This window comes from Amycolatopsis keratiniphila (assembly GCF_000400635.2).
In the GTDB taxonomy this organism is placed as follows: Bacteria; Actinomycetota; Actinomycetes; order Mycobacteriales; family Pseudonocardiaceae; genus Amycolatopsis; species Amycolatopsis keratiniphila.
On record NC_021252.1, the window covers coordinates 6,108,738 to 6,135,708 of the forward strand.

At 67.6% G+C, this 26,971-nt stretch carries 14 protein-coding genes; 5 read left to right on the top strand and 9 right to left on the bottom strand.

The window, feature by feature from the left end; all coding sequences use genetic code 11:
• Positions 1–3 precede the first annotated feature (3 nt).
• Both AORI_RS68185 and AORI_RS68190 read right to left on the bottom strand, forming a co-directional pair.
• The gene (locus tag AORI_RS68185; protein ID WP_016335762.1) at positions 4–5,556 is read right to left on the bottom strand and encodes an SDR family oxidoreductase; all 5,553 of its coding nucleotides are present in this window, start codon (positions 5,554–5,556) and stop codon (positions 4–6) included.
• Positions 5,553–6,974, bottom strand: coding sequence for an acyltransferase domain-containing protein (locus AORI_RS68190; protein ID WP_043848253.1), 1,422 nt, complete (start codon positions 6,972–6,974; stop codon positions 5,553–5,555). The genes AORI_RS68185 and AORI_RS68190 overlap by 4 nt, the downstream gene beginning before the upstream one ends.
• A gap of 684 nt (positions 6,975–7,658) precedes the next feature.
• Here AORI_RS68190 and AORI_RS68195 point away from each other — a divergent pair.
• Positions 7,659–8,804 carry a helix-turn-helix transcriptional regulator gene (locus AORI_RS68195; RefSeq protein WP_016335764.1) on the top strand — a complete coding sequence of 382 codons (1,146 nt, stop codon included), beginning with the start codon at positions 7,659–7,661 and terminating at the stop codon, positions 8,802–8,804.
• Positions 8,805–8,833: 29 nt separating this feature from the next.
• Here AORI_RS68195 and AORI_RS68200 read toward each other — a convergent pair whose 3' ends face one another.
• From AORI_RS68200 to AORI_RS68215, 4 genes are read right to left on the bottom strand one after another with little or no spacing between them, the layout of a single operon-like run.
• Positions 8,834–11,065, bottom strand: a complete 2,232-nt coding sequence (locus AORI_RS68200) for an SDR family NAD(P)-dependent oxidoreductase (RefSeq protein ID WP_016335765.1) — start codon at positions 11,063–11,065, stop codon at positions 8,834–8,836.
• 8 nt (positions 11,066–11,073) lie between these two features.
• On the bottom strand, positions 11,074–11,748 hold the full coding sequence (locus tag AORI_RS68205) for an O-methyltransferase (protein WP_016335766.1): 675 nt from the start codon (positions 11,746–11,748) through the stop codon (positions 11,074–11,076).
• A complete protein-coding gene (locus AORI_RS68210) occupies positions 11,745–12,563 on the bottom strand; it encodes a hypothetical protein (RefSeq protein ID WP_063751885.1) in 819 nt (272 codons plus the stop codon). The genes AORI_RS68205 and AORI_RS68210 overlap by 4 nt, the downstream gene beginning before the upstream one ends.
• Complete coding sequence (locus AORI_RS68215) at positions 12,560–14,017, bottom strand: aromatic amino acid ammonia-lyase (protein ID WP_228688194.1); 1,458 nt, start codon at positions 14,015–14,017, stop codon at positions 12,560–12,562. Before AORI_RS68215 ends, AORI_RS68210 begins: the two co-directional genes overlap by 4 nt.
• Positions 14,018–14,391: 374 nt before the next feature.
• Here AORI_RS68215 and AORI_RS68220 point away from each other — a divergent pair, with 374 nt between their 5' ends.
• Together AORI_RS68220 and AORI_RS68225 are read left to right on the top strand one after the other, a co-directional pair.
• Positions 14,392–15,321: an ATP-grasp domain-containing protein gene (locus AORI_RS68220; protein WP_016335769.1), complete on the top strand. Its 930-nt coding sequence runs from the start codon at positions 14,392–14,394 to the stop codon at positions 15,319–15,321.
• Between the two features lie 60 nt (positions 15,322–15,381).
• Positions 15,382–16,656, top strand: a complete 1,275-nt coding sequence (locus AORI_RS68225) for a sedoheptulose 7-phosphate cyclase (RefSeq protein ID WP_016335770.1) — start codon at positions 15,382–15,384, stop codon at positions 16,654–16,656.
• An 18-nt stretch (positions 16,657–16,674) separates the two neighbouring features.
• On the opposite strand, the gene AORI_RS68230 is transcribed toward AORI_RS68225, so the two are convergent.
• Complete coding sequence (locus AORI_RS68230) at positions 16,675–17,403, bottom strand: SDR family NAD(P)-dependent oxidoreductase (RefSeq protein WP_016335771.1); 729 nt, start codon at positions 17,401–17,403, stop codon at positions 16,675–16,677.
• On the opposite strand from AORI_RS68230, the gene AORI_RS68235 reads away from it, so the two are divergent.
• Together AORI_RS68235 and AORI_RS68240 are read left to right on the top strand one after the other, a co-directional pair.
• Positions 17,386–18,750: a M24 family metallopeptidase gene (locus tag AORI_RS68235; protein ID WP_228688195.1), complete on the top strand. Its 1,365-nt coding sequence runs from the start codon at positions 17,386–17,388 to the stop codon at positions 18,748–18,750. The two genes, AORI_RS68230 and AORI_RS68235, sit on opposite strands and share 18 nt — an antisense overlap.
• Complete coding sequence (locus tag AORI_RS68240; protein WP_123798549.1) at positions 18,747–19,502, top strand: HpcH/HpaI aldolase family protein; 756 nt, start codon at positions 18,747–18,749, stop codon at positions 19,500–19,502. The genes AORI_RS68235 and AORI_RS68240 overlap by 4 nt, the downstream gene beginning before the upstream one ends.
• A gap of 490 nt (positions 19,503–19,992) precedes the next feature.
• Here the strand turns inward: AORI_RS68240 and AORI_RS68245 are convergent, their stop codons facing one another.
• Both AORI_RS68245 and AORI_RS68250 read right to left on the bottom strand, forming a co-directional pair.
• Entirely contained in the window at positions 19,993–20,409 is a 417-nt protein-coding gene (locus tag AORI_RS68245; RefSeq protein WP_046199841.1) for a hypothetical protein, read from the bottom strand.
• 213 nt (positions 20,410–20,622) lie between these two features.
• Positions 20,623–26,955 (bottom strand): WXG100-like domain-containing protein, encoded by a 6,333-nt coding sequence (locus AORI_RS68250; protein ID WP_123798551.1) that lies wholly within the window; start codon positions 26,953–26,955, stop codon positions 20,623–20,625.
• Positions 26,956–26,971 lie beyond the last annotated feature (16 nt).

Consider the following 26,971-nt stretch of genomic DNA (forward strand, 5'->3'; position numbering starts at 1 on the left):
GACCTAGTGCGCCTCGGTGTCGTCCACGTCGTAGATTTCGCAGCCGATGATCCGGATCAGCACCCTTCCGTCCATTGTGGACGCTTCGTCCACGTTCTCGGCGGCGACGTGGTTGAGCACGATGCCGTCGCGATTCGCCCGGGACACCGGGCCGTCACCGCCCGCGGTGAAGAAGTCGATCCTCCCGATGGCGCGGGGGACGGCGATCAGGTGGACACCGTTCTCGTCCGTCCGCAGCATCCGTGTCCGGGCCAGTGCGTCGAGCAGGACCGACGGGACCGGCGGGTTCTCCTGCAGCGTCCGCTCCGACTCGGTCGACGGGGGCACGAACACCCACCGGGCGCTCGATCCGCGGGGACCTTCGACCGATTCGGTGGTGGCTCGGAAGACGCCACCGAGGTAGACGCCGCTGCCGGCCTGGTAGTAAGGGTCGTCCGAAGGCTTTCCGGTGACCCTTTCCGCCGCCCTCGGCATCGGCTGGAGGGGCCCCAGTTCGGCGACGCAGGTGAAATGCGGCCGGTCGCGGCGCAGCACCCGGCCACGCCGGTCCACGACGTCACTGGTGATCCGGACCTCCACCAGCACGTTGTCGCCTTCGTGCCCGGTGACCGCCGCCGTCACCCGGTATGGGCTTCCGGGCCTGGGTTTCGGAGCCACGAACGCGTGGAACCGCAGATCACGCAAAGCGCTCACCGGGCGGTCGGGGAACAGTTCCGCCGCCGCTTCGGCCGCGATCGTGGCGAGGCCGGTGCCGTGCAGGGTGCGCTTGTCGTTCACCAGGTGTTCGGCCAGGAATCCGGCCGTCCGCTCCCCGAGTTCGAGCACCCACTCCGCCGATTCGGCGTCGAACCGGTACGGGGTGCCGAGCAGCCACGGCGCCCGTGCCGGACGGTTCCGCACGAATCCGGGGAACTGCTGGGAGAAGGTGTCCCGTTCCCGCGGATTCAGGAAGGCGACCAACGGCTCGGAAGCCGGGAACCGGGTCAGCTCCGCGACGAAGTGGCGCACCCCTTCGGCGGGGTGGAGCGGAGCCATGATCCCGGCTCGCTCGTTGTTGCCCTGCATGAGCTCCGACCCGCCCATGCCGACCTCGGACCAGATCGGCCACACCAGCGTGCGTTCCTCGAGACCCCGCGCGAAAGTGTTCGCCCGGGCCGCCCCATGGAGGAAGTCGTTCCCCGGCGCGTAATCGGTTTCACCCGGAAGGCCGACCAAACCGGCCACCGAACCGAAGTTGCACCACGAAAGGGGCTGCGCGTCCCCGAAGGCTTCCTTGAGGTTGTGGTATCCGCGCCGTTTCACATCACGGATCCGCCGCAAGCCGTCGAGGGTGATCCGCGAAATGTCCCCGCCGTTGTGCAGGCCCGCGCCGTGTACGAGCAGGTCCACCTGCGGATCCGCCTCCCGGATCCGCTGGACCGCCGCGGAGACCGCCTCGGCGGAGTTGAGATCGCAGGACAGGTAGTGCACCGCGTCCTCACCGCACAACGCGCGCAGCTCGCGCAGGTTCAGCAACGACTCACGGGCATTGAGCAGTTTGGCGAACTGGGCGTTCAGCTCGCGCACCGACAGGTCCGGCCGCTTCGCGCGTTCGGCCGCGATGAACTCGCCGCGGAGGCGGTTCAGGTCGGCGTCCGGCGCGTCGAGGATGTGTCCGGGCACATCCCGCAGTTGCGAAGAACCGAGCAGCCAGAGCCGGATTCGCTGCGCGGCGGCGAGTTCCTTCATACAGGCCGCCGTGATCCCGCGGGCTCCACCGGTGGTCACCACGACGGCGCCGGGACGCAGGACCGGAGCGATCTCGTCGAGATCCGACGGGGTGGCCACGAGGGTCGTCCTCAGCCGCTTTCCGTCACGGTGGATCACAACGGGGTTCCCGCCGAAGTTCGCCAGTTCCCGGTTGACCACGTCCCAGTCCGACGTGCCGATGACCACGGCGAGCCGGGCACCGCGCAGATCCCACGCGAGGCTGCTCACCAGGGCCGAGAAGAGCCCGGTGTCAGGGTGTGGCACACCACCCGCGAGAGCGTCGTCGATGAGGACTCCGAGCGACCCGCCGGCGTCGATGCGGTCACGACAGGCCTTCGCGGCGAGGAAAAGCGCCTCGTGGGTGAGCACGAGGTTGTCGTCAGCCGAAGTCGGCCACCCCGTTTTCCGGGTCGAGACGACTATCCGGACGTGGGGGAACCGGCCTTCGTCGAGCGACACCTGTTCCTCCACGGGCACGGCCCCGTCCAGTTCCCGGACGACGGCTCCCGCCTCGCGGACGGCCTGGGGTACCAGATCCGCGCACCCCGGCTGAACGAGAACCAGCCAGTCGGGCCCCGGCGGGATCGTCCATCCGCCGGCTGCCGGTTCGAGGTCTTCGGCCAGCGAACAGACATAGCGATCGTTGCGCCGGACGCGCTGAGGGGTGGCGGAGGCGGTGAGTGTCACCGCCGGTGCGGGGAAAGCACCGGTGATCTCCTGCCGAGGCGTCCGATCCAGGGTGGCGAGCGCGGTGAGCAGGTCGATCGCACCTTGTGCGCCGAGGTAGTCCCGCTCGGGTGTGCCGGATTCGCCGGACGTCGCCGGATCCTCGGTCGACACCTCGCACAGCACCGGCCAGCCTGCCGCGACAGCGTCGCCGCGGCGGGCCAGCGCCATGAGGAAGGCGCCCTCCCCCAGCGCTTCCCGGCCAAGGAGTGTCTCCAATTCCGGTGTGCTGTTGCCGTTGACCGCCAGCACCAGGGCGAGATCGAGGGTGCCGTCCCGGAGATACCGGCGCGCGATGTCGACGGCGTGCAGGGTCGCGGCGGGGCCCGCGTCGGCGAGCAGCACCGGACCGTTGAGATCGAAGTGGTTGGCGATCCGGGACGGGATCACGTTGCCCATCAGGCCGGGCTGGCTGTCCTGAGTGGTGACCGGGGTGTTCTCCCGGACCAGCTTGACGGCCGTCTCGGCCGCCACGGAATAGTCGTCCGCGGCCAGCCCTGGCGGGGTCCAGGACAGCAGATCGTCGGCATAGCAGCGCAAAGCGGTTTCCAGCCACGATGTCGCCGGGCCGTAGTGCGCGCCGATCACGCCGGTGGTCGGCTCGATGCCGCGCCAGAGGGCGCCGTTTTCCGTCGCGAACCGGTCGGCGACTTCCAGTGCCATCAGCTGTGTCCGGTCCACGGCGTTCGAGGCGGCCGGTGGCATCTTCGTGACGCGGACCGACGGAGAGGGATACGGTGACGGGAAGGCTGCGGCTTCGGCCGGCGGCTTCCCCGCGCGGAGCCGGTCGAGCACGGTGGCGGCGTCCGGCGATCCTGGAAGGTGCGCCGACCAGCCCACCAGGACGATCGGTTCGTGATGGGCGGACTCCGGCTTGCTCCGGACCACGGGTTCGCCCGATGCCGGCTCCTTCCGCAGCAACAGATGTCCGTTGGTACCGCCGAAGCCGAACCCGGAGACCCCGACGGTGCGTGACGACGCGGGCAGCGGCGTGTCCTGCACCGGAACCGTGACCCGTCGCGATTCGAGCAACTCCCCCTCGCCGGCGACGGGACGTTGCGCGGGCACGACACCGTTGCGCAGACCCAGCACGGCATGGATCACCGAGACCGCGCCCGCGGCCCACCCGCTGTGTCCGATCAGGGGCTTGTTCGAGGTGCACAGCACCGGAACGGCCGGGGCGACTTCGTCGAGGGCGGCGAGTTCGACGGCGTCACCCGCCGCGGTGCCGGTGCCGTGTCCGACGATCCAGCCGATCTCTTCGGCGGGCACTTGCGACACCGTGGCCGCCCTGGTCAGCGCCAGGCCCTGACCACGGGGGTTCGGCGCGGCGATGGCGCGTCCCCGGCCGTCCGCCGCTGCACCGAAGCCGGCGACGACGGCGAGCACTTCGTCTCCGTCGCGCCGGGCGTCGGAGAGTCGGCGCAGGGCGACGACGGCGGCGCCGTCCGAGAACAGGGTCCCGTCGGCCGACCGCTGGTAGGAGGCGACCCTGCCCGTCTTGCTGAGCCCGGAAAGCTTGCCGAACAGCACGTTGAACCGCGGGGTGACCATGAAGTAGCCCCCGCAGAGAGCCAGGTCGGCCCGGCCGTCGAGCACCGCGTCCATGCCTTGGTCGATGGCGTACAAGGACGACGAGCAGGCGGTGTCCACGACGGTGAACGGGCTGTTCTCGGGCAGCAGGCCTTCGATGGCTTGCCGGACGATCCCGTCCGGAAGATGCCCCGCCGCTTGCCCGGTGTCGAGGTCGTAGCGGGTCCGCAACGCGGCACGGAGCTCATCGAGCGAAACCGGGTCTTCGCCAGGCCAGTGCTCGGCGAGCCGCCGGGCGTAACCCTCGACCACCATCGCCTGTTCGAAGTGCTGGTCACCGTCGGAGCAGGCCCCGATGTGGCAACTGGTCCGCAGGCCCCGACCGGCGGAAGCAGGCAGGGCCTGACGCAGGGCCCGGCGCAGCCAGGACGCGGAGAGACTCGCCTCCGGGGCGACGTCGTCGGACCGACCGGCACGGACGAAGCCGGACACGCCGGCGTAGGTGCGGTCCTGCTGACCGGGTGAGGCGGCCCAGAACGTTTCGGCCGGGTAGCGATCCCCTGGGGCGGAGAACGCGGGATCGCCGGTCCGCAGGAGATTCCAGAACTCTTCCGGGGACTCCGCCCCGGGAACGACCAGGCCCATGCCGACGATGGCGACGCAGGCGTCCTCGTCGTCGGTCACCGGCTCGGCGGCGGGCGCGGTGGTGGCCTTCGGTGCGGGGGCGGACGTGGTCGCGGCCACGACCCGCTCCCGGCCACCCCAGGTGCCACCGGCTCGGATGAGCGAGCCACCCAGCCGGAGACCACCGTCGTTGACGACCTGTTCACCGGTCATCCACGACGACTGGTCCGACGCGAGGAACGCGACCAGCTTCGCGTTCTCCTCGAGGGTGCCCAGCCGGTTCAGCGGGGTACCCGCGACGGTGGCTTCGAGCACCCGCTCGCTGTCCGGGAACAGCTTGACGGTCTCGCTCTCCAGCATCCCGGCGGAGGCCATGTTGACCCGGACGCCATACGGCCCGAATTCGACCGCGAGGTACTTGGTGAGCTGTTCCAGCGCACCCTTGCACACGGCCGTACAGAGGTAGTTGTCGATCACCACGCTCGTGCCGAGCGAACCCAGGTTCACGATGGCGCCGCCGCGTTCCCGCATCAGCGGGAAGGCCGCCATGGAACAACGGCGCGGACCGTGCACATTGGTGTTGAACGCGCGCTCCCAGTCGTGCTCGGTCAGCACCTCCGGCGGTACGAAGACCCCGCGGGCGGCGTTGTTGACCAGCACGTCGAGCCTGCCATGCCGATGTCCGATCTCCTCGAACATCGTGTCGACGGTTTCGGCCTTCGCCACGCTCGCGCGCAAGCCCTCCGCCGAGCCGCCGGCGGAAACGATGGCCCGGACGGTCTCCTCGGCCGTCTCTTGATCGTGGAACCAGTTGACGATGACGTGCGCGCCCCGTCCGGCCAGTTCGTACGAGATGGCCCGGCCCTGCCCCTTGGAACCGCCGGTGACCAGGCAGATCTTGTCGCGAAAGTCCTGGTCACTCACACTCGCGCCCCTTGGTGACTCAGCTCGACGATCAACCCGGCGATGGACTCGAGAGTCGTGTAGTCGGTGATCCGGATGTGGTCCGCCTCCGGGACGTCGTAGCGCTTCCTCGCCCGCTGCAGGAGTTCGGTCTGGCGAATGGAGTCGATGCCGAGATCGGCCTCGAGTTCCACGTTGTCCTCGAAGACATCGGCGGGGTATCCGACCGCGTCGGCGTAAAGGGTCTTGAGCTCACCGAGGACCTTGGTCTCGACAAGGCCTCCTTCCTCGCCGGCCGGTTCGCCCGAGGCCGAGGTGGCCCGCTGGGCGGGCACCGGTTCGACGACAGGCTCGGCGGGAGCAGGAGTCACCGCGACAGGAGCCGGAGTGGGTACCTGCGCGGCGGGAACCGGAGCCGGGGCGGCAGGCTGCGGGTCCGGCATGGGCCGGGCGGTCTCGGCACCTGCGTCGAGAGCGCGTACTTCGGCCAGCACGCCCGTGTCATCGGCACGACGGCGGAACGGCGCGCTGGTGCTGATCCCGGCCAGGGTCGTCGTCGCCAGGTCCACCAATGTCGAACGTGCGCCGCACTCGGCGAATCGGGTCTCGCCTTCCCCGCGGATGGTGTGCAGTGCGTCGAGGAAGCGCACGGGCCGGACCAGATGGCTCGACAGCACTTCCAAGACGTCTCCGGGGGTTTCGACCCGGCGCCCGAGAACGGGTGAGTGGACCGCGATCCGCGGCACGCGCGGGGTGATCGTGGTCACCGTGCGGGCGAACAGCTCGTTGGCCCGGCCGAGGAGCTGGTGGTTGTGGAAGGGGTAAGGCACCCGGAGGACGGTGGCCTTGACACCCAGCGCGCCCGCGACGGCCGCGAGATGGGCGACGGCCGTAGTGGTCCCGGAGACCACGACCTGATCGTAGGCGTTGTCCGCGGCGATGGAGAGACTGCGATCCGCCACCGCTGCGACAAGATGTTCCACCCGCCGGAAACCGGCTTCGACGGCGACCATTCCCCCGGACGCCCCCGAAGCCCTCAACGCCCGGTCACGCGCGACCACGAGCGTGACCCCTTCTTCCAGTGTCAAGGCCCCGGAAACCACCAAGGCGGCGAATTCACCGAAGCTGTGTCCGACGAGCAACGCCGGCGAAAGGCCGAACTCTTCTCGACAAAGCCGTGCGGCCACGATCTGGGAGGCGAAGATGGCCAGGCTCAATGCCGGGACGTCATTTTCCAGAAGACGGTCCAAGGTGGGCGACGCGGGATCAGTGAGCAGAGACGCCACAGCGGGACCGCCTGCCCGCAGCGAATATTCGTCCACCTGCGATAATTCGTCGGCGATAACGGGAAAAGCCTCCCTGCAGGCGCTGAACACACCAGCCAGGTAGGCACCCTGCCCCGGGAAAAGAAACGTCGAAGTAAGCGAATCATGCTGCACAGGGACTCCGGGAGACTCGGTCCTTAAGGCGTTTCACGCCAAGGTGATCTGCGATTCAGGCGAAAGCAGACTAACACGATCGCGTGATGGTCGAAAAATTTCGACCCTTTCCTACAGTGATAACCGAAAAACATGCAGTGTCGTCACCTTGAGTGAGGTGATCGAACTTTTCACGATACGAAAACCGGGCGCCACCTGCAGTGACGAGGGTTCGTCTCGCCGGAACCGGCCGACATTGCGCCGCGACGATGACGAACGGTAATCATTCGCAAGCGGCCTCTTCCGGCCAATCAATTCACGGACCAGAACCACGGATTGTTCATCCGACTTTGTCCGCGAATGCCTTGATGACACTTTTCGACACGAGGACACGCATCCACCGCGCCCTCCCGCGAAGGCAGCCGGACGCAGCAGCCCGTCGCAGCCGGCCTCGTTCGCCACACGGCGTGGTGACGCATCGAACACCACGATGATGCGAACATTCGTTCGATCATGTTGCTCCACGTAGTCTCCCCCCGACGGACAGAGACCTCAGCAAGAGCGGTCGTGCAGAATGTCCGAGGACAGCGTGGGAGGTACGAGGTGGAGCGGGACCGGGCGGCTCGGCCTATCCGGTCCACTCGGTCTTCCGCGGGATCCGGGTTCGCGCGGACCTTGTTCCCGGATTCGCACGAGGGATGCCGGGTGACGACGGCCCTGGCATTGCTGATGCAGGGAAACGATCGGCTCGCGACAGCAGCACAGGCCGAGATGGTGCTCGCCGACGAGGTGTGCCTGCGGCATGCGGGCTGTCTGTGGCACGGCGTGACGATTCTTTTGCGGACCGGCGAGTTCGAGAGCGTGGACGCGCATCTGTGGAAACTCGAGAGCCGTCGCGACGACGGGCTCGCCGATCTCGTCGCCCTGATGCGGGCCGAGCACGCCCAATACGTCGGGGACCTGATGGGGGCGAGGGAGGCGCTGGAGCGACTGGCCACCACGGCGTCCCCGCCCACCGTCCGTGAGCTGGCGGTTCCTTGCTATCTCGAAGTGCTCGTCGCGGCGAACGAACCCGACATCGGCGACCAGGTCCTTCGCGACCACGACTTCGGTCGGCTCATGCGACGGCAGGCCCTGCGCCCGTTTCTGCTGGCCGTTCGCGGCTACCTCCACCTGGCAGCGGGCCGGGCGGACGAGGCGTTGAAGGACGCGCTGGAGTGTTCGCGGCTTCCTGTCACGGAAGTGGCCGCCCATTTCACGGTCGCACACCGCAGGGGCTTGCTCGCCTTGGCCGCGGCCGCCGCCGGACGCCCCGACATCGCCGGTCCCGCGGCGGCGCGCGAGTACGAGGCCGCCACGGCGTGGCGGTCGCATTCCCATATCGCCTGGGCGCTCTATGTCCTTGAGATGGTCGAGGGCGAGGGCCGTCCGTCCGACCGGCTCAGGGACGCCATCGACCTGATGGAGCTCGGCCGGTCCCCGGTCGGCCTCGCCGCACTCTGCTTCGAGCAGGGCAGGAGATTCCTGGAAGCCGGTCAGGAGCAGGCGGGACGAGCCCTGCTCCTGCGAGCGGATGGAGCGGCCCGGCGGATCGGCGACAAGGCGTTGAGCGGCAAGATCGAGAACTTGCTGTGCGCGCTCACCTCACCGGCCCCGCAGGCCTCCCTGACCGCGCAGGAGCTGAAGATCGCCGAGCTGGCACAGAACGGCTACACCAACAAACAGATCGCGGAGCGTTTGGTGCTCACCGTACGCACGATCGAGTTCCACCTCTCCAACGTGTACCGCAAACTCGGGATCTCCGGTCGGCGCGCGCTGGCCAACGAGGTTCTGCCGCCTCCCCAGTCATAGGAGCGCGTTCCCACCTGATCGCGCAGGGTTCACTGGCGAACGAGGCGAGAACTCGGCAGCGGCGCCACATCCTCCACGGACACATATCGCCCGTTCAGGTGATCCGCCGCCCCGGTCACCACGGCGACCAGCGCTCCGGCCGCGTCCTCGACCGAAGTGAACCGGCCGGCTTCACGGGTTTTCAGCGTCCAGGCGAGGATCTCGTCCTCCCAGCTCACTCCCGTCCGACCGCGATCGAGATGCGCCTTCGTGATGCCGATGTCCACCAACCCCGGATCGAACGCCACCGCCACCCGGCCGGTTTCGCCGAACTCGCCAGCCAGGCTGGCGGTCAACGAGATCAACGCCGCTTTGGACGCCGCGTAGGCACCCGCGTTCGGCCAACCGACCCGGCCTGCCCGGCTCACCACGTTCACCACGCGCCCGGTGAGCGCGGGCAAGACGGCCCTGATCACGTTCGTCGAACCGAACAGGTTGACCTCGACCGTCCGCCGCCATTCCCCCTCGTCGACTGCCCACAAAGGACCTTTAGGACCGGCGATGCCCGCATTGTTGACCAGGACGTCGAGGCCGCCGTACTCCTCCGTCGCCCTGGCGACCCCGCGGGTCACCGACGCCTGGTCGGTGACGTCGAAGGTCACGGGCGTCGCGGTTCCACCGGTTTGCCGGATGTCCAGAACCGTCTTGGCCAGCGCGTCCTCGTCGCGGCCTGCGACGAGGACGTTCGCGCCCGAGGCGCCGAGCGCGAGGGCGAACGCCCGGCCCAGCCCGCTTCCGCCCCCGGTCACCAGCACGCGAAGGGCAGGCGGCCGCGTCCGCTTGCCGGTCGAAGACCGCGGGATGGCGCCCACCCGCTCGATCGCCCGCACGCGTTTGTACGGGGGGACCCGCTCGGCGACGTACGCCGTGATTTCCGCGAGCGCGATGCCTTCGGAGAGGACGACGAACGCCTTCGGTATCTCCCCTGCGACCGGGTCGGGCAGACCCGTGACGTGGGCCTCGGACACGGCGGGATGGCTGGTCAGCACCTCTTCGAGCTCGGCGGGCGAGACCTGATGTCCCTTGTACTTGATCAGGGACTTCGCCCTTCCGGTGATCCGCAGGAACCCGTCCGCGTCGCGGGCCACCAGGTCGCCGGTGCGCAGCCAGCCGTCCGCGTCCGCCGCGGCGGAGGCGATCTGGGGTCCGCGCAGGCACAGTTCACCGGCCTCGGTTCCGTCCTCGCCACCGAGGAACTTGACCTCCGTCCCGGGAACCAACCTGCCGACGGAACCCGGCGGCACCTCGACCCCGTCCGGGCTGAAACTCACGCACCCGGCTTCGGTCATCCCGAAGCCCTGCACCACCGGCACACCGAGGGTTTCGGCGCACCGGGCGCCGTCCGTCGTGGGAAGCGGCGCTCCACCCGAGACGATCATCCGCAGCGACGGGAGCCGCCGCCCGGCCTTCCCCAGCTCGGTGATGACGCTGGGCACCAGATACGACAGGGATACCTCGTTCTCGGTCACGTCGCGAAGGAAGTCTTCGGCCGAGAAAGGGGTCGCCCCGATCACCAGGGTCGCCCCCGCCCGCAGCGCCGGGTTCATCGCCATCTGCATGCCGTAGATGTGCCGCAGCGGCGGCACCGACAACACCACGTCGTCACCGCGCACCCGGTGCAGGTAGTCGATCTGGCCGAGGTTCGAGGTCAGGTTGCGATGGGTCACCGGGACGAGCTTCGGCACACCTTCCGTGCCACTGGAACTCATCAGCACCGCGGTCCGGTCGCCTCCGGGCGGGTGCGTCAGCCGCGGCTCGATCGTGACAGCCTCCTCCCACGCCGCACCACCCGGCGTGACCGCCCCGACACAGACGACCGGCATCTCGACCTCCGGTGGGCGCAAGGCCGTCTCGGCGATCAGCGCTTTCGCGCCACCGGCGTCGATCTTCCCCCGCCAGTGCTCGCCGGTGTCGCGCGGTTCGAGCGCGAGCACCACCCCGCCCGCCGCCAGGATCCCGTGGTAGGCCACGACGAACTCCGCGCTGTTCTCCGTCAGCACCGCCACGACGTCGTCGTCGGTTATCCCGTTGAGCCGCAACCAGGTCGCGAGTCCGGCGACGGCCGCCCGCAGCTGCGTGTAGGTCCATTCACGACGGTCACCCCGGGAAAGGTCCGCCACCGCGAGGTGATCACCCCTCGCGGTGGCGGAGCGCAGGACATAGTCGTGGACATTGACCTCGGCGGGAACGTCCCACGCGACGGCCGACTGTGCTGGCTCCATCGGACGACTCAATTCTTCTTGCGCGCCAGGGTCAAACCGTCCGCCACGGTGAGCATGACCGACTCGACCCGGTCGTCGCGCAGCACGTGCTCGTTGAACTCACGGATCGCCCGGGCATTGCCTTCGGCGTCGGGTGAAGCCGCTTCACCCGCGTAGAGCACGTTGTCGACCGCGATGAGACCGTTCGGCTTGACCCTCGGCACGAGCGCCTCCCAATAGCCGAGGTAGCCGACCTTGTCGGCATCGATGAACACGAGATCGATGAACGGCTCTTCGGGAAGCTTCTCGATGCTCTCCGCCGCGGGTCCGACGACGGGCTCCACGCGGTCGGCCACACCGGCTTTCGTCCAGGCGTTCGAGGCGATGTCCAGCCAGCGGTCGGTGATGTCGAGGGTGATCACCTTCCCGTCCTGGCCGACTCCCTCGGCCAGGGCGAGCGTCGAGTATCCGGTGAACGTGCCCACCTCGACGGCCACGCGCGCACCGATCAGCCTCGCCAGCAGTGTCAGCAGGGCACCCTGCTCCGGCGGCACCTGCATCTCCGCCACGCTGCCGAGAGCCAGGGTGGCGTCCATCAGCTCCTGCTGCACCTCGGTGAACGGCGGGAGCTGATCACGCATGTAGCCGAGCACTTCCGAGGTGAGCGGCACCGCCTTCGCCGGCTGTGTCTCCGTGTTCGTCAAGCGTTGACTCCTTCCAAGAGCGTGGCCTCGGCGATCGAGACCACGCGAGCGATATGGACAGGCAGGTCCTCCTGGAAGCGGTTCACCGCCTCATGTTTGTAACCCGCCTGAACCGGCCTGGTGTGCGTGTCGGCGAGTATCGCCGTGATCCGGGCTCGGAGCGCGACCAGGAATCCACTCGTGCAGTTCGGGCCCCTGTCCAGCAGAAAGAAGTCGTCGACGATGTCTTGCTCTTCGAGGGTCGGCTCGTCGTGGACGTCGTGGCCGGAGTCGCGGAGGAGTGATCCACCGGCGGGCACGAGCCGCCAGGCGACCGACATGTGCACGAGGCGGTTGATCTTCATCGCCTCCTTCAGCGCCGAACCGCGGGCAGGGACGATGTCCGCGAGTTGCTGATTGATGTGGCGGTAATCCCGCGCCCAGGTTCCGCTCATCGCCGGATCCCGCGCCACCATCCTCGGCCGCACCACCGTGCCGTACAGCTCGGGCGTACAGCTTCCCGCGTAGAGCAGCAACGCCGAGTACGCGTCGAAAAGCGCCGCGGCCTCGTCGAAATCACGGTGGTAGAGCGCGGAGGAAAGCAATCGCCAAGTGACGAAAGAGCCGTGATGTCCCAGTATCCAGCGGTACCAGGCACGCTCGATTTCCGAATGGGCCGGCGGAGGCGGCACTGGCTGGGTGTTCTCCCGCCGCGCGCACGACGCGTGAGACTGACGCGGCAACGCCCCGGGACCGGCTTGCTCCCCCTCGGAGCACGGGGTGAGTCGCTCCTGCGGCAGGGGAATGACGATTCGGGGGATCACCTGGGCGGTCATGGACTCACCTCTTGGGTATGGCGATCGAGCACGTCCGCGGCGACCCTGATGTCCTCGTCGAGCGGTCGATCACGGGTGATCGGGTCGATCTCTTCCGACAGCGCCGCCACCAGACCGGTGCAGCGTGAAGCGGTCGAAGCACGGTCGTCGAGGTGTGCGGCCTGCCGTACCGCGACACCAAGGGCTCCGTGTAACAGGCGCAGCTTTTGGGCCTGCTCATAAGCGGTCAACGCCGCCTGGGTGCCGAAGGGCACCACGTCCTGGTTGTGCAGGTTGGTGGGGACACTCTGCATCGCCGCGGGTGTGCAGGCCCGCCGCATCGCCACCACCAGCGAGGTCGACAGCACCTGCAGCCCCTGGATGGCGTGGTGCCTACCCGGTTCGGCGGCGAGCATCGGCGGCCGCCCGCCGTTGCGACCGGGGTCCACCAGCATGTCGATCTGGCGTTCCGCCAGGTTGCCGATCTGCGTGACCGCCGAGGACAGAAGATCGGAGGCGAACGCGGAAGGCTGGCCGAAGAAGTTGCCACCGTGGGCGACGAGGTCTTCGTCGGGGAAGAACAGCGGGTTGTCGCTGACCCCGCGCAGATCCTGCGAGACGGTCTGGGTGGACCACCCGATCGCCGAACGCGCGGCTCCCAGCAACTGCGGCGCGCACCGGATGCTGTACGGCTCCTGGAGCGGCCGGTCCTGGGACGGCGTCGTCTCATTCAGCCACCACGCCAGATCTTCCCCGGTGGTCGCGACTTCGGGGTGACCGAAAGCCTTCAGCAATGAGGGTGCCAAGAACGCGGGCACGGCGCCGAGCAGATCGGCGAGAGCAGCCGTCAGCGCGATGGCGACCTTGACCGAACGCTGCGCGGACAGCGCCGCGAGACCGGCGGCGGCCGTCGTCACCGACGTGCCGTTGACCAGAGCCAGCGCGTCCCGTCCATCCAGTTCGAGCGGCGTGAGCCCGACGGCGGCGAGGGCGTCGGCCGCGGGCATCCGCTCGCCGTCGACGAAGGCGTGCCCGACTCCGCGCAGGCTTTGGACCGCGTGGGCGAGCGGAACGAGATCCCCGCTCGCCCCGACCGAACCCCAGGTCGGGATGGCCGGGGCGAACCCCGTGGACAGCATCCGGCACAAAGCGTCCACCGTGGACACCGAAGCGCCCGACAAGCCTTGTGCCAGTGACAAAGCACGCACGAGCACGGAGGCCCGTGCGATGGGGACCGGCAGATCGGCGCCCTGTCCGACGGTCAGGTGCTGCAGAACGTTGTCGCACTGCTCGGTGGCGCTGTCCCGGCCTTCGAAGATCACGAGAGGGCCGAATCCGGTGGTCGCTCCATAGACAGGCCGTCCGTCCCCGCCGAGCACGTCTTCGACGAAGTGGCGGCCACGCGTGATCCGCGCGATCGCGTCGTCCGACAACACGACATCGAGGGGATGCCCCGCCAGGTCCAAGAGCTTCAAGTCCAGGGAGGCGGCAGGATCAAGGGTTGTGGCTGCGATCTGAGTCGGGCTCATCTGGTCAATCGTCCCCGTCGCTCGAGGTGGCTTGGCGAAGTAGCTTGCGACCGATCCTCTGCCAGCAGAGCCGACCTCAGCGCATATCCGCGCGCTTCGTCCAACGCGATTGCCCGAACGTCCACGCCGTGTGGCCACACTGGACCTTCGGGTTCCCGTGGGGCAAACTCCTGCAAGCAAAAAACTTCAGTACTCGGCGCGGACCGACGTCTCCGGTTCGCGGAATCGCTGTCGTGGACGGTTCTCGTTCGCGCATCACCTTCGGCTTCCCTGGCCTGGCGCTCGTGAATCGGCGCTTGTGAACTATCGAGAGGCATTCCGTGAACATCGCACTCGTGACCTCCAGCGCCTTTCCGGGCAGTGATTGGTCGGATCGCGACACCCCCATCCTGCGTGCCAGCCTGAACGAGCAGGGCTGCACAACGCAGATTCTCGAATGGGACGACTCCGACGGGATCGACTGGACCGTGTTCGACGTGGTCGCCGTGCAATCCCCGTGGAGCATGTGGCTCAAACTGACGCAGTTCCGGGAATGGGTGGATTCCCTGCACCGGCAGGGTGTGCGGTTGGCGAACCCGCACCCCGTCATCGTGAGCGGTATGAGCAAGGAATACCTCCCCGAGGTGGAGCAGCACGGTGCCAGGACGATCCCGACGACGGTGGTCCGGCCGGGAGAACGGATCGGCGCTGTCGCGGCGGAAACGCTCGCGCGCGCCGAACGTGATTTCGGAGAGGCCGCCGTCGTCGTCAAACCCATCTCGTCCGGAGGCACGCTCGGCGCCGCTCGCGTCACCGAGGAGCAGGACCTGGTCGCCAGGCTCGCGGCCTTCGACGAAGCCGGCGTCACCGCCTGCGTCCAGCCTTACGTGTCGTCGATCGATTCCTTGGGAGAACACGGAATCATCATGATCGACGGCGCCGTCTCCCACGCGATCACCAAGGACGCCATCCTCGCGCCGGGACGCGAGGGAACACAATTCCATCCGAACGCCCGTGCCGGCTACACCGAACACGGCGAGGACCTCACCGACATCCATAACGCATACGACGCCTACCTGAAGACAGTTCCGGTCCACCCGGTATCGGTACGGCTCGATTTCCTTCGCCACCCCGTCACCGGCAGGTTGCTGCTGCTGGAGATCGAATCGGTGGCACCCGTGAAGTTCTTCCACCTTCATCCGGCGGCGGCGGAACGTTATGCCCGCTCACTGATCACTCTGGCGGCCGCGAGCGACCTGGTCCGGCACTGACCCTTCAACAGGCCACCCGGGCAGAAATCATCGTTACCTGATCAAGAAAAGAGGGCGAGCATGCCGAAATCGCCGATTCCGGCCGGTGACGCGAAAGAGGACAGCGCGCCGGAAGCCATCGCGCCACCCGCGCCGCGAAAACCGATCACGCCAAGGAAGATCGCACCGGCGACGGACGGGGCCTCTTGGCATGTCAAGGCTTCCCAGCCGGTCAACTACGAAGTCCGTGTTTGCCAGGACGTTTTCGATCCCAACCGAACAGACCTCCTCGACGCGGGCGGCTCCGGCGGGAACCGGACACAGCGCCGGTTCGTCGTCGTGGACGAGACCGTCGACAGCCTGTACGGACCGGCGATAAGGCAGTATTTCGATCACCACGGCGTCACCTACGAGATCATGGTGATCCAGGCAGGCGACGTACACAAGGAGATCGACGTCGTGCTGCGTCTCGTGGAACGACTCGACGCCTTCGGGATCGATCGCAGGCGCGAGCCGGTCATCGTGGTGGGTGGCGGTGTCGTGATGGACATCGTGGGCCTCGCCGCCAGTCTCTACCGCCGCGGAACGCCGTTCGTCAGGGTTCCGACGACCCTGGTCGGTTTGATCGACGCCGGGGTGGGTGTCAAGACCGGAGTGAACTTCAACGGTCACAAGAACCAGCTGGGCACGTATTCGGCGGCGACGCTCACCCTGCTCGACCGCGGCTTTCTCTCGACACTGAGCCGTCGGCACATCAGCAACGGGCTCGCCGAGATCCTGAAGGTCGGCCTGATCAAGGACGAAGCACTCTTCGACCTTCTCGAGCGGCACGGCCGGCTGGTCCTGAACGAGAACTTCCAGGGCCGCTCACCCGAGGGAGCCGACGCCGCGACCGCCATCCTCGAAGCAGCGATCACCGGCATGCTGGAGGAGCTCGAACCGAATCTCTGGGAAGAAACACTGGAACGCAGCATGGACTACGGGCACACTTTCAGCCCGGCCGTCGAGATGCTCGGCCTTCCCTCGATGCTGCACGGCGAAGCCGTATGTCTCGACATGGCGCTGAGTACCGCGCTCGCCTGCCGCCGCGGACTCGTGAACGAGGACGAGTGCGGACGAGTGTTCGCGGTGATGTCCGATCTCGAGCTGCCCACCTGGAGTCCTTTGCACACGCCGGAGGTTCTGGGGAGCGCACTGCACGCGACGGTCCGCCGGCGCGACGGGCAGCAGCGGCTGCCGCTGCCCGTCGGCATCGGGAACACCGTCTTCGTCAACGACGTCTCGGACGAGGAACTGGTCGCGGCCATCGAATTCCAGCGGGAAATGGCCACGTGCAGCTCGACGGAGGTCGCGTAAAGCCCGGCGTCACAAGGCCTACCACAAGGTCTGCCCTCCCTCGATCGCGAGGTTGTGGCCGGTCATGTAGTCGGACACCTCACTGGCCAGGTAGACCACGGCGCCCTGGAGGTCGCCGACCTCACCCAGCCGACCGGCCGGGATGTTCGAAATCCATTCGTCGACCAGAGGTGCCAGCGCCTCGGACTCCTCGATCAAGGCGGTCCTGATGATTCCCGGTGAAATGCAGTTCACCCGGATCCCGCGGTCGGCCCACTCGGCGGCCAGCGTCCGGGTCAGGCTCACCACCGCCCCCTTGGAAACGTTGTACGACACCTGCTTTTGGGGGTGAGGCACGATCATCGACGCCATCGAGGCGGTATTGATGATCTTTCCGTACCCCTTCGGGAACATCACCTTCGCTTCGTGCTGACAAGCGATGAACACACCCCTCAAGTTGAGGTTGTGCACCATGTCCCACTCTTCGAGCGTCGCTTCTTCGGCCGCGGAATTGAGATTTATTCCCGCGTTGTTCACTGCGATGTCGAGCCGGCCGAACGTCTGCACCGTCGTGCGCACAAAGCTCGCGACAGAAGTTTCGTCGGCGGCATCAGCCTGGACCGAGATCGCTTCCGCGCCTTTCTCCCGCAATTCGCGGGCGACCTCGTCCGCACGGTCCGCGCTGAGATCGATGACCGCCACCTTGGCACCCGCCTCCGCCAGGGCGTGCGCGAAGGCGCGCCCGATTCCTTGCCCACCACCGGTCACGAGGGCAGTCCTGCCATCCAGTCGGAACCGGTCCAAAATCGAACGGGTGGCGGAAGCCTGGGCGCCGCCAAGATTTTCGTTCATGTCTTCACTCATTTCTGGACCAAAGGAAAACCAGCCGTTCGACACTATACTTACCTTGGCCGCACAGTGACAGGAATTCATTCGAGGAGCGTCATGGACCTACCGTTCGACCAGAGCCGCATGGACACGCTGATGGAAAATTCCGGCGCCGATGTGGTGATCGCGACCACTCGTTTCTCCATCCAGCACCTGCTCGGTGGATACCGATACTTCTTCTTCGCCAACCTTGACGCGATCGGCGTGTCCCGATACCTTCCGGCCCTCGTCTACATCAAGGGCTCACCGGAGAAGTCGTTCTACATCGGCTGCGGCAACGAGGAATGGGGCACTTCCGTCTTCCCGCTGTGGGTCACCGACATCCGGAACCAGTCGTGGTCGAGTGTGGACACCGCGAACTCGATCGTCACCGGGTTGCGGGAGCACGGCCTGGACAGCTCGACCATCGCGGTGGAAAAGGCCTTTCTCCCGTTCGACGCGGCCGAGGTACTGCGAGCCGCGCTTCCGGAGGCGGCCTTCGTGGACGCTCATCCGGTACTCGAAGCCATCCGCGCGATCAAATCCCCCGAAGAGCTCGAACTGGTGCGAACCGCCTCCGTCGGGATCATCGAATCCATGTCGGCCACCTTCGCCGCGTCCCGGCCCGGCGAAACCAAGATCGACATAGTCGAGCGCTTTCGCCGTGCACAGACTGACCGGGGACTGGTTTTCGACTACTGCCTGGTGTCGTGCGGCAGTGAGTTCAATCGTGCGCCGTCGTCCAGGGTGTGGCGAGAAGGGGAAGCACTCTCGCTTGATTCCGGCGGGATGTACCAGGGATACATCGGGGATCTGGCCCGCATGGCGGTGGCGGGTGAGCCCACCGCCTTGATGCGCGATCTGCTCGCCGAGGTCGAGTCGGTGCAGCAGAGTGTGCGCGCCGCGGTGGCGCCCGGCCGGCGGGGCGGGGACATCTTCGATCTTGCCGACAAGGCTTTGGCGGCGTGTCCGCACGCGGACGAGATGTTCTTCGTCGGTCACGGCATGGGTCTCATCACGCACGAGGTCCCCCGGTTGACCGGTACCGGCCCGGTGCCCTACCCCGCGGATCACGCGGAAGCCCCGCTCGAAGTGGGCATGGTCCTGTCCCTGGAGACGACGCTGTCCAATCCCGATGTCGGCATAGTCAAGCTGGAGGACACCCTGATCGTCACGGAGGACGGTTGGGAAGCCCCCGGAGACGAAGCGCGTGGATGGAACCGACCGCTGTCGGGTGGCGGCGAGTGAGCTTACGTTCCCGCATGGTCGACGGCGATCCGCTGCTCGGCCTGATCCTCAAGATCCCCGCTCATTCCGCGGTGGAACTGGCCGGCCATCTGGGCTTCGACTTCGTGCTGCTCGACACGGAGCATTCGGCCGCCGAGACCGTCGAAGTGGAGCACCATGTCAGGGCAGGTGAGGCAGCCGGGATCCCCGTGCTGGTGCGCCTCGCCGGGAAGGATCCCGCCTCCGCACTGCACGCACTCGACGCCGGCGCGGCGGGAATCGTCGTGCCCCACGTGTCGGACGTCGCAGACGCCGAAGCCGCGGTCCGCGCCGCGCACTACCCGCCTCGTGGTGCTCGCAGCCTCGCGGTGAGCACTCGGGCGGGGCGGCACGGCACGGTCACTCTGGAAGAGCACCTGGCCAAGGCCGCTCGCGAGACCGTCGTCGTGGTTCAGGCCGAAGACCGGGACTCCGTCCGGAACTGCGAGGCGATCGCTGCGACCGAAGGCGTCGACGCCGTGTGGATCGGCCCGACCGACTTGTCGCTTTCCCTCGGCATACCAGGGGATTTCGACCTTGCGGAGTATCGATCGGCCGTCGACCGGATCGTCGAGGCGGTGGGGTCGGCACCGCAGTGCGCGTTGTGCGCCCTGGTGGATCATCCCGGCAAGGTCGAGGAATGGCGAGACCGCGGCGCCAGTGTCCTTCTGTTCAACTACAACACCGTGGTGGTCGAAGGTTTGCGCGCCATCGTGGACAGCGTGCGCGAATAGCCGACGGAGTGGACGTGTCCGGCCCGCGCCTTGAGGGACCCCGGCACAGTGGCCGATCCGCCGGGGTCGTGTGTGACAATGAGCGTTCTATTGAGGGGCGAGTCAAACGTGGCGTGTTCGTGATCGAGGCCTCCGCCGGGGTGAAAGCTCCCTTGGCCGCGTCCGACGCGGCCAAGGGAGCCTTCGACCCGGGGTCGCGAGTGGCAATGCTCGTTCTATTGAGGGGTAGGGCAAACGTGGCGTGTTGCCTGCCAAGGACTCGCCTGTGGGACCAGCCGCACCTATAACTGTCCATAAAGGACGGCTGCCTCGTCATCCGTGACCGGTTTGCACGCTTTGCGTGGGGGGTCGTGAGTGGCGATGGTCGTTCTAACGCTCTTTGTCACTCACGACCCCGGGTAAAATCGGACAAAGAGCGTCAACCGGCCACTCTTCCCTCAGGAAGTGTCTCTTGCGGACACTGAGACCTCCTCGGCCTCGGTGTCCGGAATCAGGCCTGCCCGACCTCGACTTCGCCGGGACTCTGCCTGTCACGAGAAGCCGTGTTCAGAAGCCGTGCCGCGCTGTCCAGTGTGGTGGGCCAAGACTTCGTGACGACTTCCCAGGCCCACCGCAGCGGAACCTGCCGGGCCAGCAGCAGGACCGGCGGATTCCCCCAACGGGTGGCCACGACGACACCTTCGCGCTCCGGGCCCGGCTCACCACTGGGCAGAAAAGTCAGCGTGTACTTGTAGCCGCTGACGGTCAGATCGTCCCACAAGCCGGAGGCCGCACAGGTGAAGCTGCGCAGCCGGGGATGGGCGTCACCGAGATACGGCATCTGCGCATGAGGATACGCGATATTGTACTCGGCAATGGATTCGAACACCGCGACCGGTGCGCTTTTCTCTCGGTACGCCACGCCCATGCCTCCGAGGATAGGAAACGACGGGCCTGGGAAGGGGCATACCGCGCGTGTTCTGCCCGAAGTGGACAAACGCCGTATCCGAACTACCCGCATTCCATTCTTGAGCGGCGAGGCAAAGGTGGCGTGTTGCGAGAGCCGCTTTCGCAACGTCGGCGGAGGCGGGCGGCGCAGCTGGTCGTGAGTGTTTTGGGTCGTTAGAACGACCCAAAACACTCACGACTCGTCCCCGAAGGCCGACCGCGCGTCGAAGAAGACGTCCCCTTCCTCGTCGGGCGGCCGCAGGCCGATCGCGCCCAGGCCGTCGGAGTCCGTGCGGAAGTAGATCACGTCGGACGTGGTCCGCGAGCGGGTCCAGGCGGGCGGTACGGTGCCCCGGTACTCCGGGGTGATCCGCCAGTCCGCCCGCGCCCGCACCAGGTAAAGCTGCCCTTCCGAGCGCAGCGTGTGTTCCCCGGTCTTGCCGCCGGAGCCCGTCGACGCCGACTGCTGCCAGGCGAGCATCGGGCCGACTCCGCGCACCTCCGGCAGTTCCACGACGGACGTTCCGGGTACCAGCCCCTGGGCGAGACTCTGCCCCGCCGGCCTGGTCGTCTTCCGGGGGAAGATGCTCAGCGGGAACGACGCGAACAAGGTGCTCCACGACGGACCGGCCGTGCGGTCCTGAAGGGTCTTTTTCGCGGTTTCCCCGCTGACGGTGACTTCCGGGGTGGTGTCGTCGGTGCCCTTCAGCGGGGTCACCCACGTGTCCGACAGATCGACGTGAAACACCAGTGCGGACAACGGATGGTTTTGCAGGAAGCCCGCCGCGTAAAAGCCGTCGTCCGCCAGGCCGTCCACTCGATGGCCCGCGTCGGTCAACGCGGCGGGAAGGCCGGTCGTGAGAGCCGCCGAAGACGTCCCGACTTCGACGACCCGTCTGGCGGCGGCCGCTTCCACGGGCACCGAAGGCGGCCGTGGCCCGGATTCTTCGGCGACAGGGACACCTTCGAGGATGTCACCTACGACCCGGGCGACCGCACCACCCGGCACGTCCAGGTATGCCGTGTCCGGCAGCCTGGTGACGCGTCCCTGCGACTGCCCTTCCATCAGGGTGTCCAGCTGAACCCTGCTGCGCGCGGCGTCCGGCAACAGCAGATCGGGCGCGCGGTGATGGATGGCGGCGGGGGTCACCAGATCCGTGAGACCGCCGGTGAGCGACCGGACGGAACGTGCCAGGTGGGCTGTCCTGGTGAACTTCAGTTCGATGACGACGTCGTGACGGTAGACGACGGCCTCTCCGGCGGACGAGACCGTCCTGGTTTCTTCGGCCGTCTCGGTGTCGGTACGGCGGAGCGTCGTACCGGCGGACAGTCCACTCTGGCCGGACATCCCGAGCCCGCGCACGGTCGGCCGCGACAGGTAGAACGGCATCCGGAAGGATGCGTTGCCGCTGTGCGAACTCACGTCTTCATGGAAGCTCTCCTCGGTCTTGGTCGACTTGGTGGTGAGCTGCTCCGACCAGCCGCCCGCCGGTCGCGGATCGGTGCCGTCCGCCGGTTTCGCGGTCGCGGTGAGCTGATGGGTGATGGTGCCCAGAGGACCGGTGAACGACGCGGACCACGTCTTCCCGCCGAGGGTCAGCGTCCGGAACAGGCTTTCCAGCGCACGCGGTGAAACGTCGGCGCGAACCTGGTCGAGCAGGCGCGCCCCGGCGACCTCGTCACCGGCGCCGAACACCAGGCGGTGCGCCACGTCGCCGATGCCGGTCGCGAAAGCCGCCCAGCCACTCGCGGTCGCGCTCGGCGCCTGGAACGACTTCATCTCCCGCTCCACGGCGGAAACGAGTTGCCCGGTGACCTCGGTACCGAGGCTGACCGGCGACCGCCCGTCGTACCCCAGGGACGGAGGCGGTGCGATGGACGGCGTGGCGGGCTCCGAAACGGCGGGGAAGCCGTCGTCCCAGCCGTGGGGCAGGCCGAGCCGGTCGATCTCGGCGGCGGGCACCCAGACCTGCACCGCGTTGCGCCGATGCGCCTGCGCGTAGTTCCAGCCGCCGTCGGTCGTCCCGTCGTAGGGTCCGACGCCGAGATGGCGATAGTCCCGGCCGGCGAGGAGCACAGTCGCGTCGTAGGTCACGAGGTAGGCGTCGCCGTCATAGGTGGTTCGCCTGGTCTGTTCGTGCTCCACGCGCAGCGAATGCCCGTCGGCGGTGCTCCCGTAGAACCCGTAGCCGCCTTGCGGAAACGCGTACGTGCTCGCCTGCCGATCGGCCGCGATGCCGAGCCTGCCGTTGCCGTAGGTGTAGCCACCGGACGTGCTCCAGCCCCCGTGGGCGCGGGCGCCGCCCGCGGTGCTGGTGAACGTCAGCTTCATCTTCCGCGGCGGACCGGCCGCTCGCGCGTTGCCGAGGACGATCGCCATGCCGACGTCGCCGATACGATCGCGGAACCCGAGATGCTGCCCCTCACCACGGCCGTAGCGGTGCAGCGGCGCGTGGTAGGTCCCGCTGACCGCGCGGTCGAGATTCGCGGCGACCCGGTCGGGCCCCGCGAACCGGAACAGCTGATGCGAGGCGAGATGCTGGCCCTTGCCCAGGCCGCCGAACAGATCGTCCGACAGGAAGCGGGCGATGCCCGGAGGCAGGTCGAGACCGTGGACCGCGAAGTGATCCGGCAGGTTCGCGGACGTCCAGCCGGCAGGCCGGCTCGCTGTCGCACGATCGACATGGGTGAACGAGGTGTTGCCTTCTGTGCTCGGTGGCGTGAAGGAGATTTGTCCACTCAGGACTGTTTCGGTTTCGCCGCCGGTGACGTGGAAGGTCTTCGAGCCTTGGTCGTCGAAGATGGAGACCTTGTAGTCGACGTCACGCCGGTGGGTCGTGCTGCCGTCGGCCGACCAGCTCTGCCCTTGCGCCTGCGTGTCGACGGTTTCCAGAGTGCGCGCCGAGTTGGCGAACGAACGGTTCGCACCACCGCTCACCTCGTAGCTGCGGACGGTTTCCCGTGAGCCGGCACCGACCCGGACACCCGCGTTCCCGCCGAGGGTCACCGACCCCTCGACGGAGTCGTTGTGCTGAGCCTTGCGTTTCGCGGCGATCTCACCGCTGAGCCCTGTCGCGGAGAACGTGGGGCCGCCGGCCGGTGTCCGCCCTGCCCTCGGCGCCGGGACGGTCTCGATGACCACGTGCAGCAGTTCGTTCGATCGGTTGCTGCCCCGATGGGTCTCCCGGACGAGCAGGAACGAAAGGCCGTCACCGTTGAGGTCCGGGGATCGAGCGGTGAGCCCCGCCGGGGACAGGAACGCGTCGACCAGTGCCTCGTTGTCGGCGGTCGCGCCATGGCCGTCCTTCTGCTCCGGCTCCTGCAGCACCCCCTTGGGCAGCTGCGCCCGCAGTTGTGCCTTCAACCGTTCGGCTTGCGGGTACCGGGTTTCCGCCGCGCCCAGTACCTTGCCCGCCACGAACGGCGCGGTGACACGCGATTCGGACACCTCGGCCGTGTCCTTGGGCTGGACCGACCATCTGGTCGCCCCGTCCGTCACCGTGTGACTTCCGGTGAACTCCTTGCCGTCGTCGAAGCGTGCGTGGATCTCGTAGGTGACGTCGCTGATCCTCATCCGCAGGTCGCCGGACTCGGATGTGGAAGTGGAAGCGGTGACCTCGTCGGAGGCGGTGAGTTCCCGCGACTCGGAGGCGGAGCGGAACGCCATGGCGTCGAACCTGAGATCCAGCCGGTTCCCGAAGACGACACTGGGTTGCTCGTGAATGCTCCACAGGAAGCCCAATCCCAGCGAGGCGTTGACGCTGAAGGGGCTCCGGCTGGCGGCGGTGACCGATTCTTCGCCACGATGTCCGCGCCCTTGTTTGCTGACGGACGAGGACTCCTCGCTCTCTCCGGTGGCGAAATGGCGGTGGTTGCCCATCGTGGCGCTGAGTTCGACGGTGGCGTTCCGCAAGCGGCCAAGCGAGTCCGGCAGCTGCACCTTCGTCACCACCTTGGCGCCTCCGGCCAGTTCCGTGCCGGTTCGCGAGAGCGCGCCGCTACTGGTGATGTCCTGCAGCGACGAGCGCAGCGGAGAGCCGATCACATTCGCGGCGCCGGCCCAGTCGGAATGCCGGTGCAGCACACCGCCCACGGCGGTGAGCAGGCCTTGGTCGCCGCGCAGGAAGGTCGCTCGTGGTCCGGTCGAGACCGAAGGCGGCGCCTCGATCTCACGAAGGTCGCCGAGGATCTCCGGGCTGCTCAACCGGACGCCGCCGGACTGGTTGCCTCGCCGGTGCGCGGCGGGCTCACCGGTCCGCGCGAGGACGATTTCGTGCTGTAGGTCGAACGGTTTGCCCGTCCACTTGTCCGGCGGGGTGACCGACTCGGAGGCCTGGGTCTCGGTGGTGCTCGACGTCCGCCATGAGGGTGTGGAAGTGATCCCCTTGATGCCGACGGCCGGATCGACCGTGCGGAAGGCTCCGGGATCCTGGGAGATCGGCAACGACAGGTAGTGCCCGAAGGCGCCCTGCCTGCGCGGCGCCGAGGCCGCGTCGTTCGTCGCCGCGCCCCGGTTGCCCGTGGCGACCTGGTCGGACTTGCGCGCGGGATCCTGCGGTCCGGTGGTGACCGTGGTGTCGGCCGAAGTGTTGTCGCCGGGTTCGCCCCGCACGACGATTTCGACGGCGTCTTCGCCATGCCCGTCGACGACGAGGTAGCCCTCGTGAGCGAACTGCTTGTAGTTGTCCTTGAGGGCCAGGTCGGTCAACGCACCGAGGATCCTCGTCACCTGCGCGGGCGGGGCTTGGGCGGCCTCGAGCATCGCCTTGACGTCGGCCCGGATCGCCGAGCCGTCGACCGCGGTCGCGAGCACGCTGTTCGCCGCCGCGAGCCTGCGGACATGCTGGGTCTCGGCGCTCGGCTGCCCGGGGAGGGTGAGCGGGGCGAGTTCGATGGCCGGTTGCAGGAACGCCATCGCCGCGAAGCTCATCGGATCCGTTTCGGACGGCTGGGTCTCGGCAGGGGCTCCCGACAGATCTTCGGACACCGTCTGCGGGACTGGAGCGGAACTCGCGTCGGTGCTCTGCTGCATGGGCGACGAGGACGCTTGCTGCCCGACCGAGGTGTTCTCGGTGAACGGGCTTTCCGAGCGCTCGGGGGCGACCGAAGAGGGACCGGCCTCTCCCTCGGCAGGTCCGTCTGCGACGGCCACAAGGCCCACTCCCGCCGGTGCCACCGGCGCACCTCCCGGCAGACCGCCGGGCCGCGCTGTGCCCAGCTTCTCGGCCAGTTCGGCGGACCGCTGTCGTGCCACGGCCTCGCCGCGGCGATGCACGTCCGCGGCGACGACGAGCCGGAGGTCTCCGATCAGGTTCTGCCACCTCACCAGCGCGGGATCCGTCTCGGAGCGGATCAACGGGGTCCGGTGATACCGGGAGACGATGCGCGCCGCGTCGCTCAGCAAGCCGTCGTAGCGCGATTCGCTGACCTTCCCCAGTGACAGCGCCGCCTCGTCCGCCGCGAGGCGGACCTGCTCAAGCATCTCCGCGGGCACACTCGGCGGTTCCTGCGGGCCGATGCTCCGTACCTTCTCCGACAGGGCCGGAAAATCGATCTTGAGGTCCGGGATCGTCACCGGCACCGAACCCACGGGGCCCTCGCCGTGGGCACCGGACACGCCACGTGCGCCACCCACCGACCCCAAGGCTCCGAGCATGCCGTCCGCGGCGCCGCCTTTGACACCCGTCGACAGATTCGAGAACACGGTGCCGAGCGGGGTCACGAGCACCTGCGCGAACGCGTAGCCGGTATGTCCCGCCGCGATCACGTGCGGGGCGAAGGTCTTCGATCGCGTCTGTGCGGACCGGCCGAGGAACCTCAGGCCCACTGCCGCGCCGTGTGCCAGTCCCGCGACCGCTCCCCCGGTCACACCCCCCAGTACCGAACCGCCCACCGAAGACCAGTCGAGGTTTTCCCGGTCCGAAAAGACCATTTGCCCGGTTTGGATTCCGAGATCGAGCCCGCCCATGACCGCTCCACCGATGGCCGCGAACTTGACCGTCTTCCCGGCCAGGCTCACCATCGCCGTGCCCGCTTGCCGGATGGTGAGCTGCTGAACCTTCGTCACCAGATGACGCAGCACCTCACGCATCGAAATCTGTGCCGCCAGTCTCGCGGCCGGGACGAGAAAGGAGAAAATGACGGTCGCGAGCAAGTGCGCGATCATCGCGAAGACCATCGCCGCCATGGCGATCAGGAGGATTTTGACCTTCTGCACGTCCAGTGCCGTGGTCTTGGCCGCCTTCGCGAGATCCCGTGCGTTGTCGATCATGTCCGCAACGCTGGCCACCAGGTCTTTCCGCAGGAATTCCACCGCGGCACCGGCGAATTCACCGTCCATTGCGGAGTCCAGCCCCGAAGCCGAAACGGTAATGGCTTCACCGAGGTCTTCAAGGCTGTCGGCGAAGCACGACCATGCCCGAGAGATGGCGCGCAATCCGCCCTCACTGGCTTCCGGCCACTCCATTCCCAGGACGACAAGAAAGAACTTCTGCAGCGAAGCCGGGAGCTCCGTGCTTTCGTACACGCCGGCCATCTACTCG

What these genes read in the sequence shown, in the direction of transcription:
- AORI_RS68200 (WP_016335765.1), bottom strand. Translation starts at nt 11,065, where the DNA reads ATGGAGCCAGCACAGTCGGCCGTCGCGTGGGACGTTCCCGCCGAGGTC.
- AORI_RS68210 (WP_063751885.1), bottom strand. Translation starts at nt 12,563, where the DNA reads ATGACCGCCCAGGTGATCCCCCGAATCGTCATTCCCCTGCCGCAGGAG.
- AORI_RS68225 (WP_016335770.1), top strand. Translation starts at nt 15,382, where the DNA reads ATGCCGAAATCGCCGATTCCGGCCGGTGACGCGAAAGAGGACAGCGCG.
- AORI_RS68245 (WP_046199841.1), bottom strand. Translation starts at nt 20,409, where the DNA reads ATGGGCGTGGCGTACCGAGAGAAAAGCGCACCGGTCGCGGTGTTCGAA.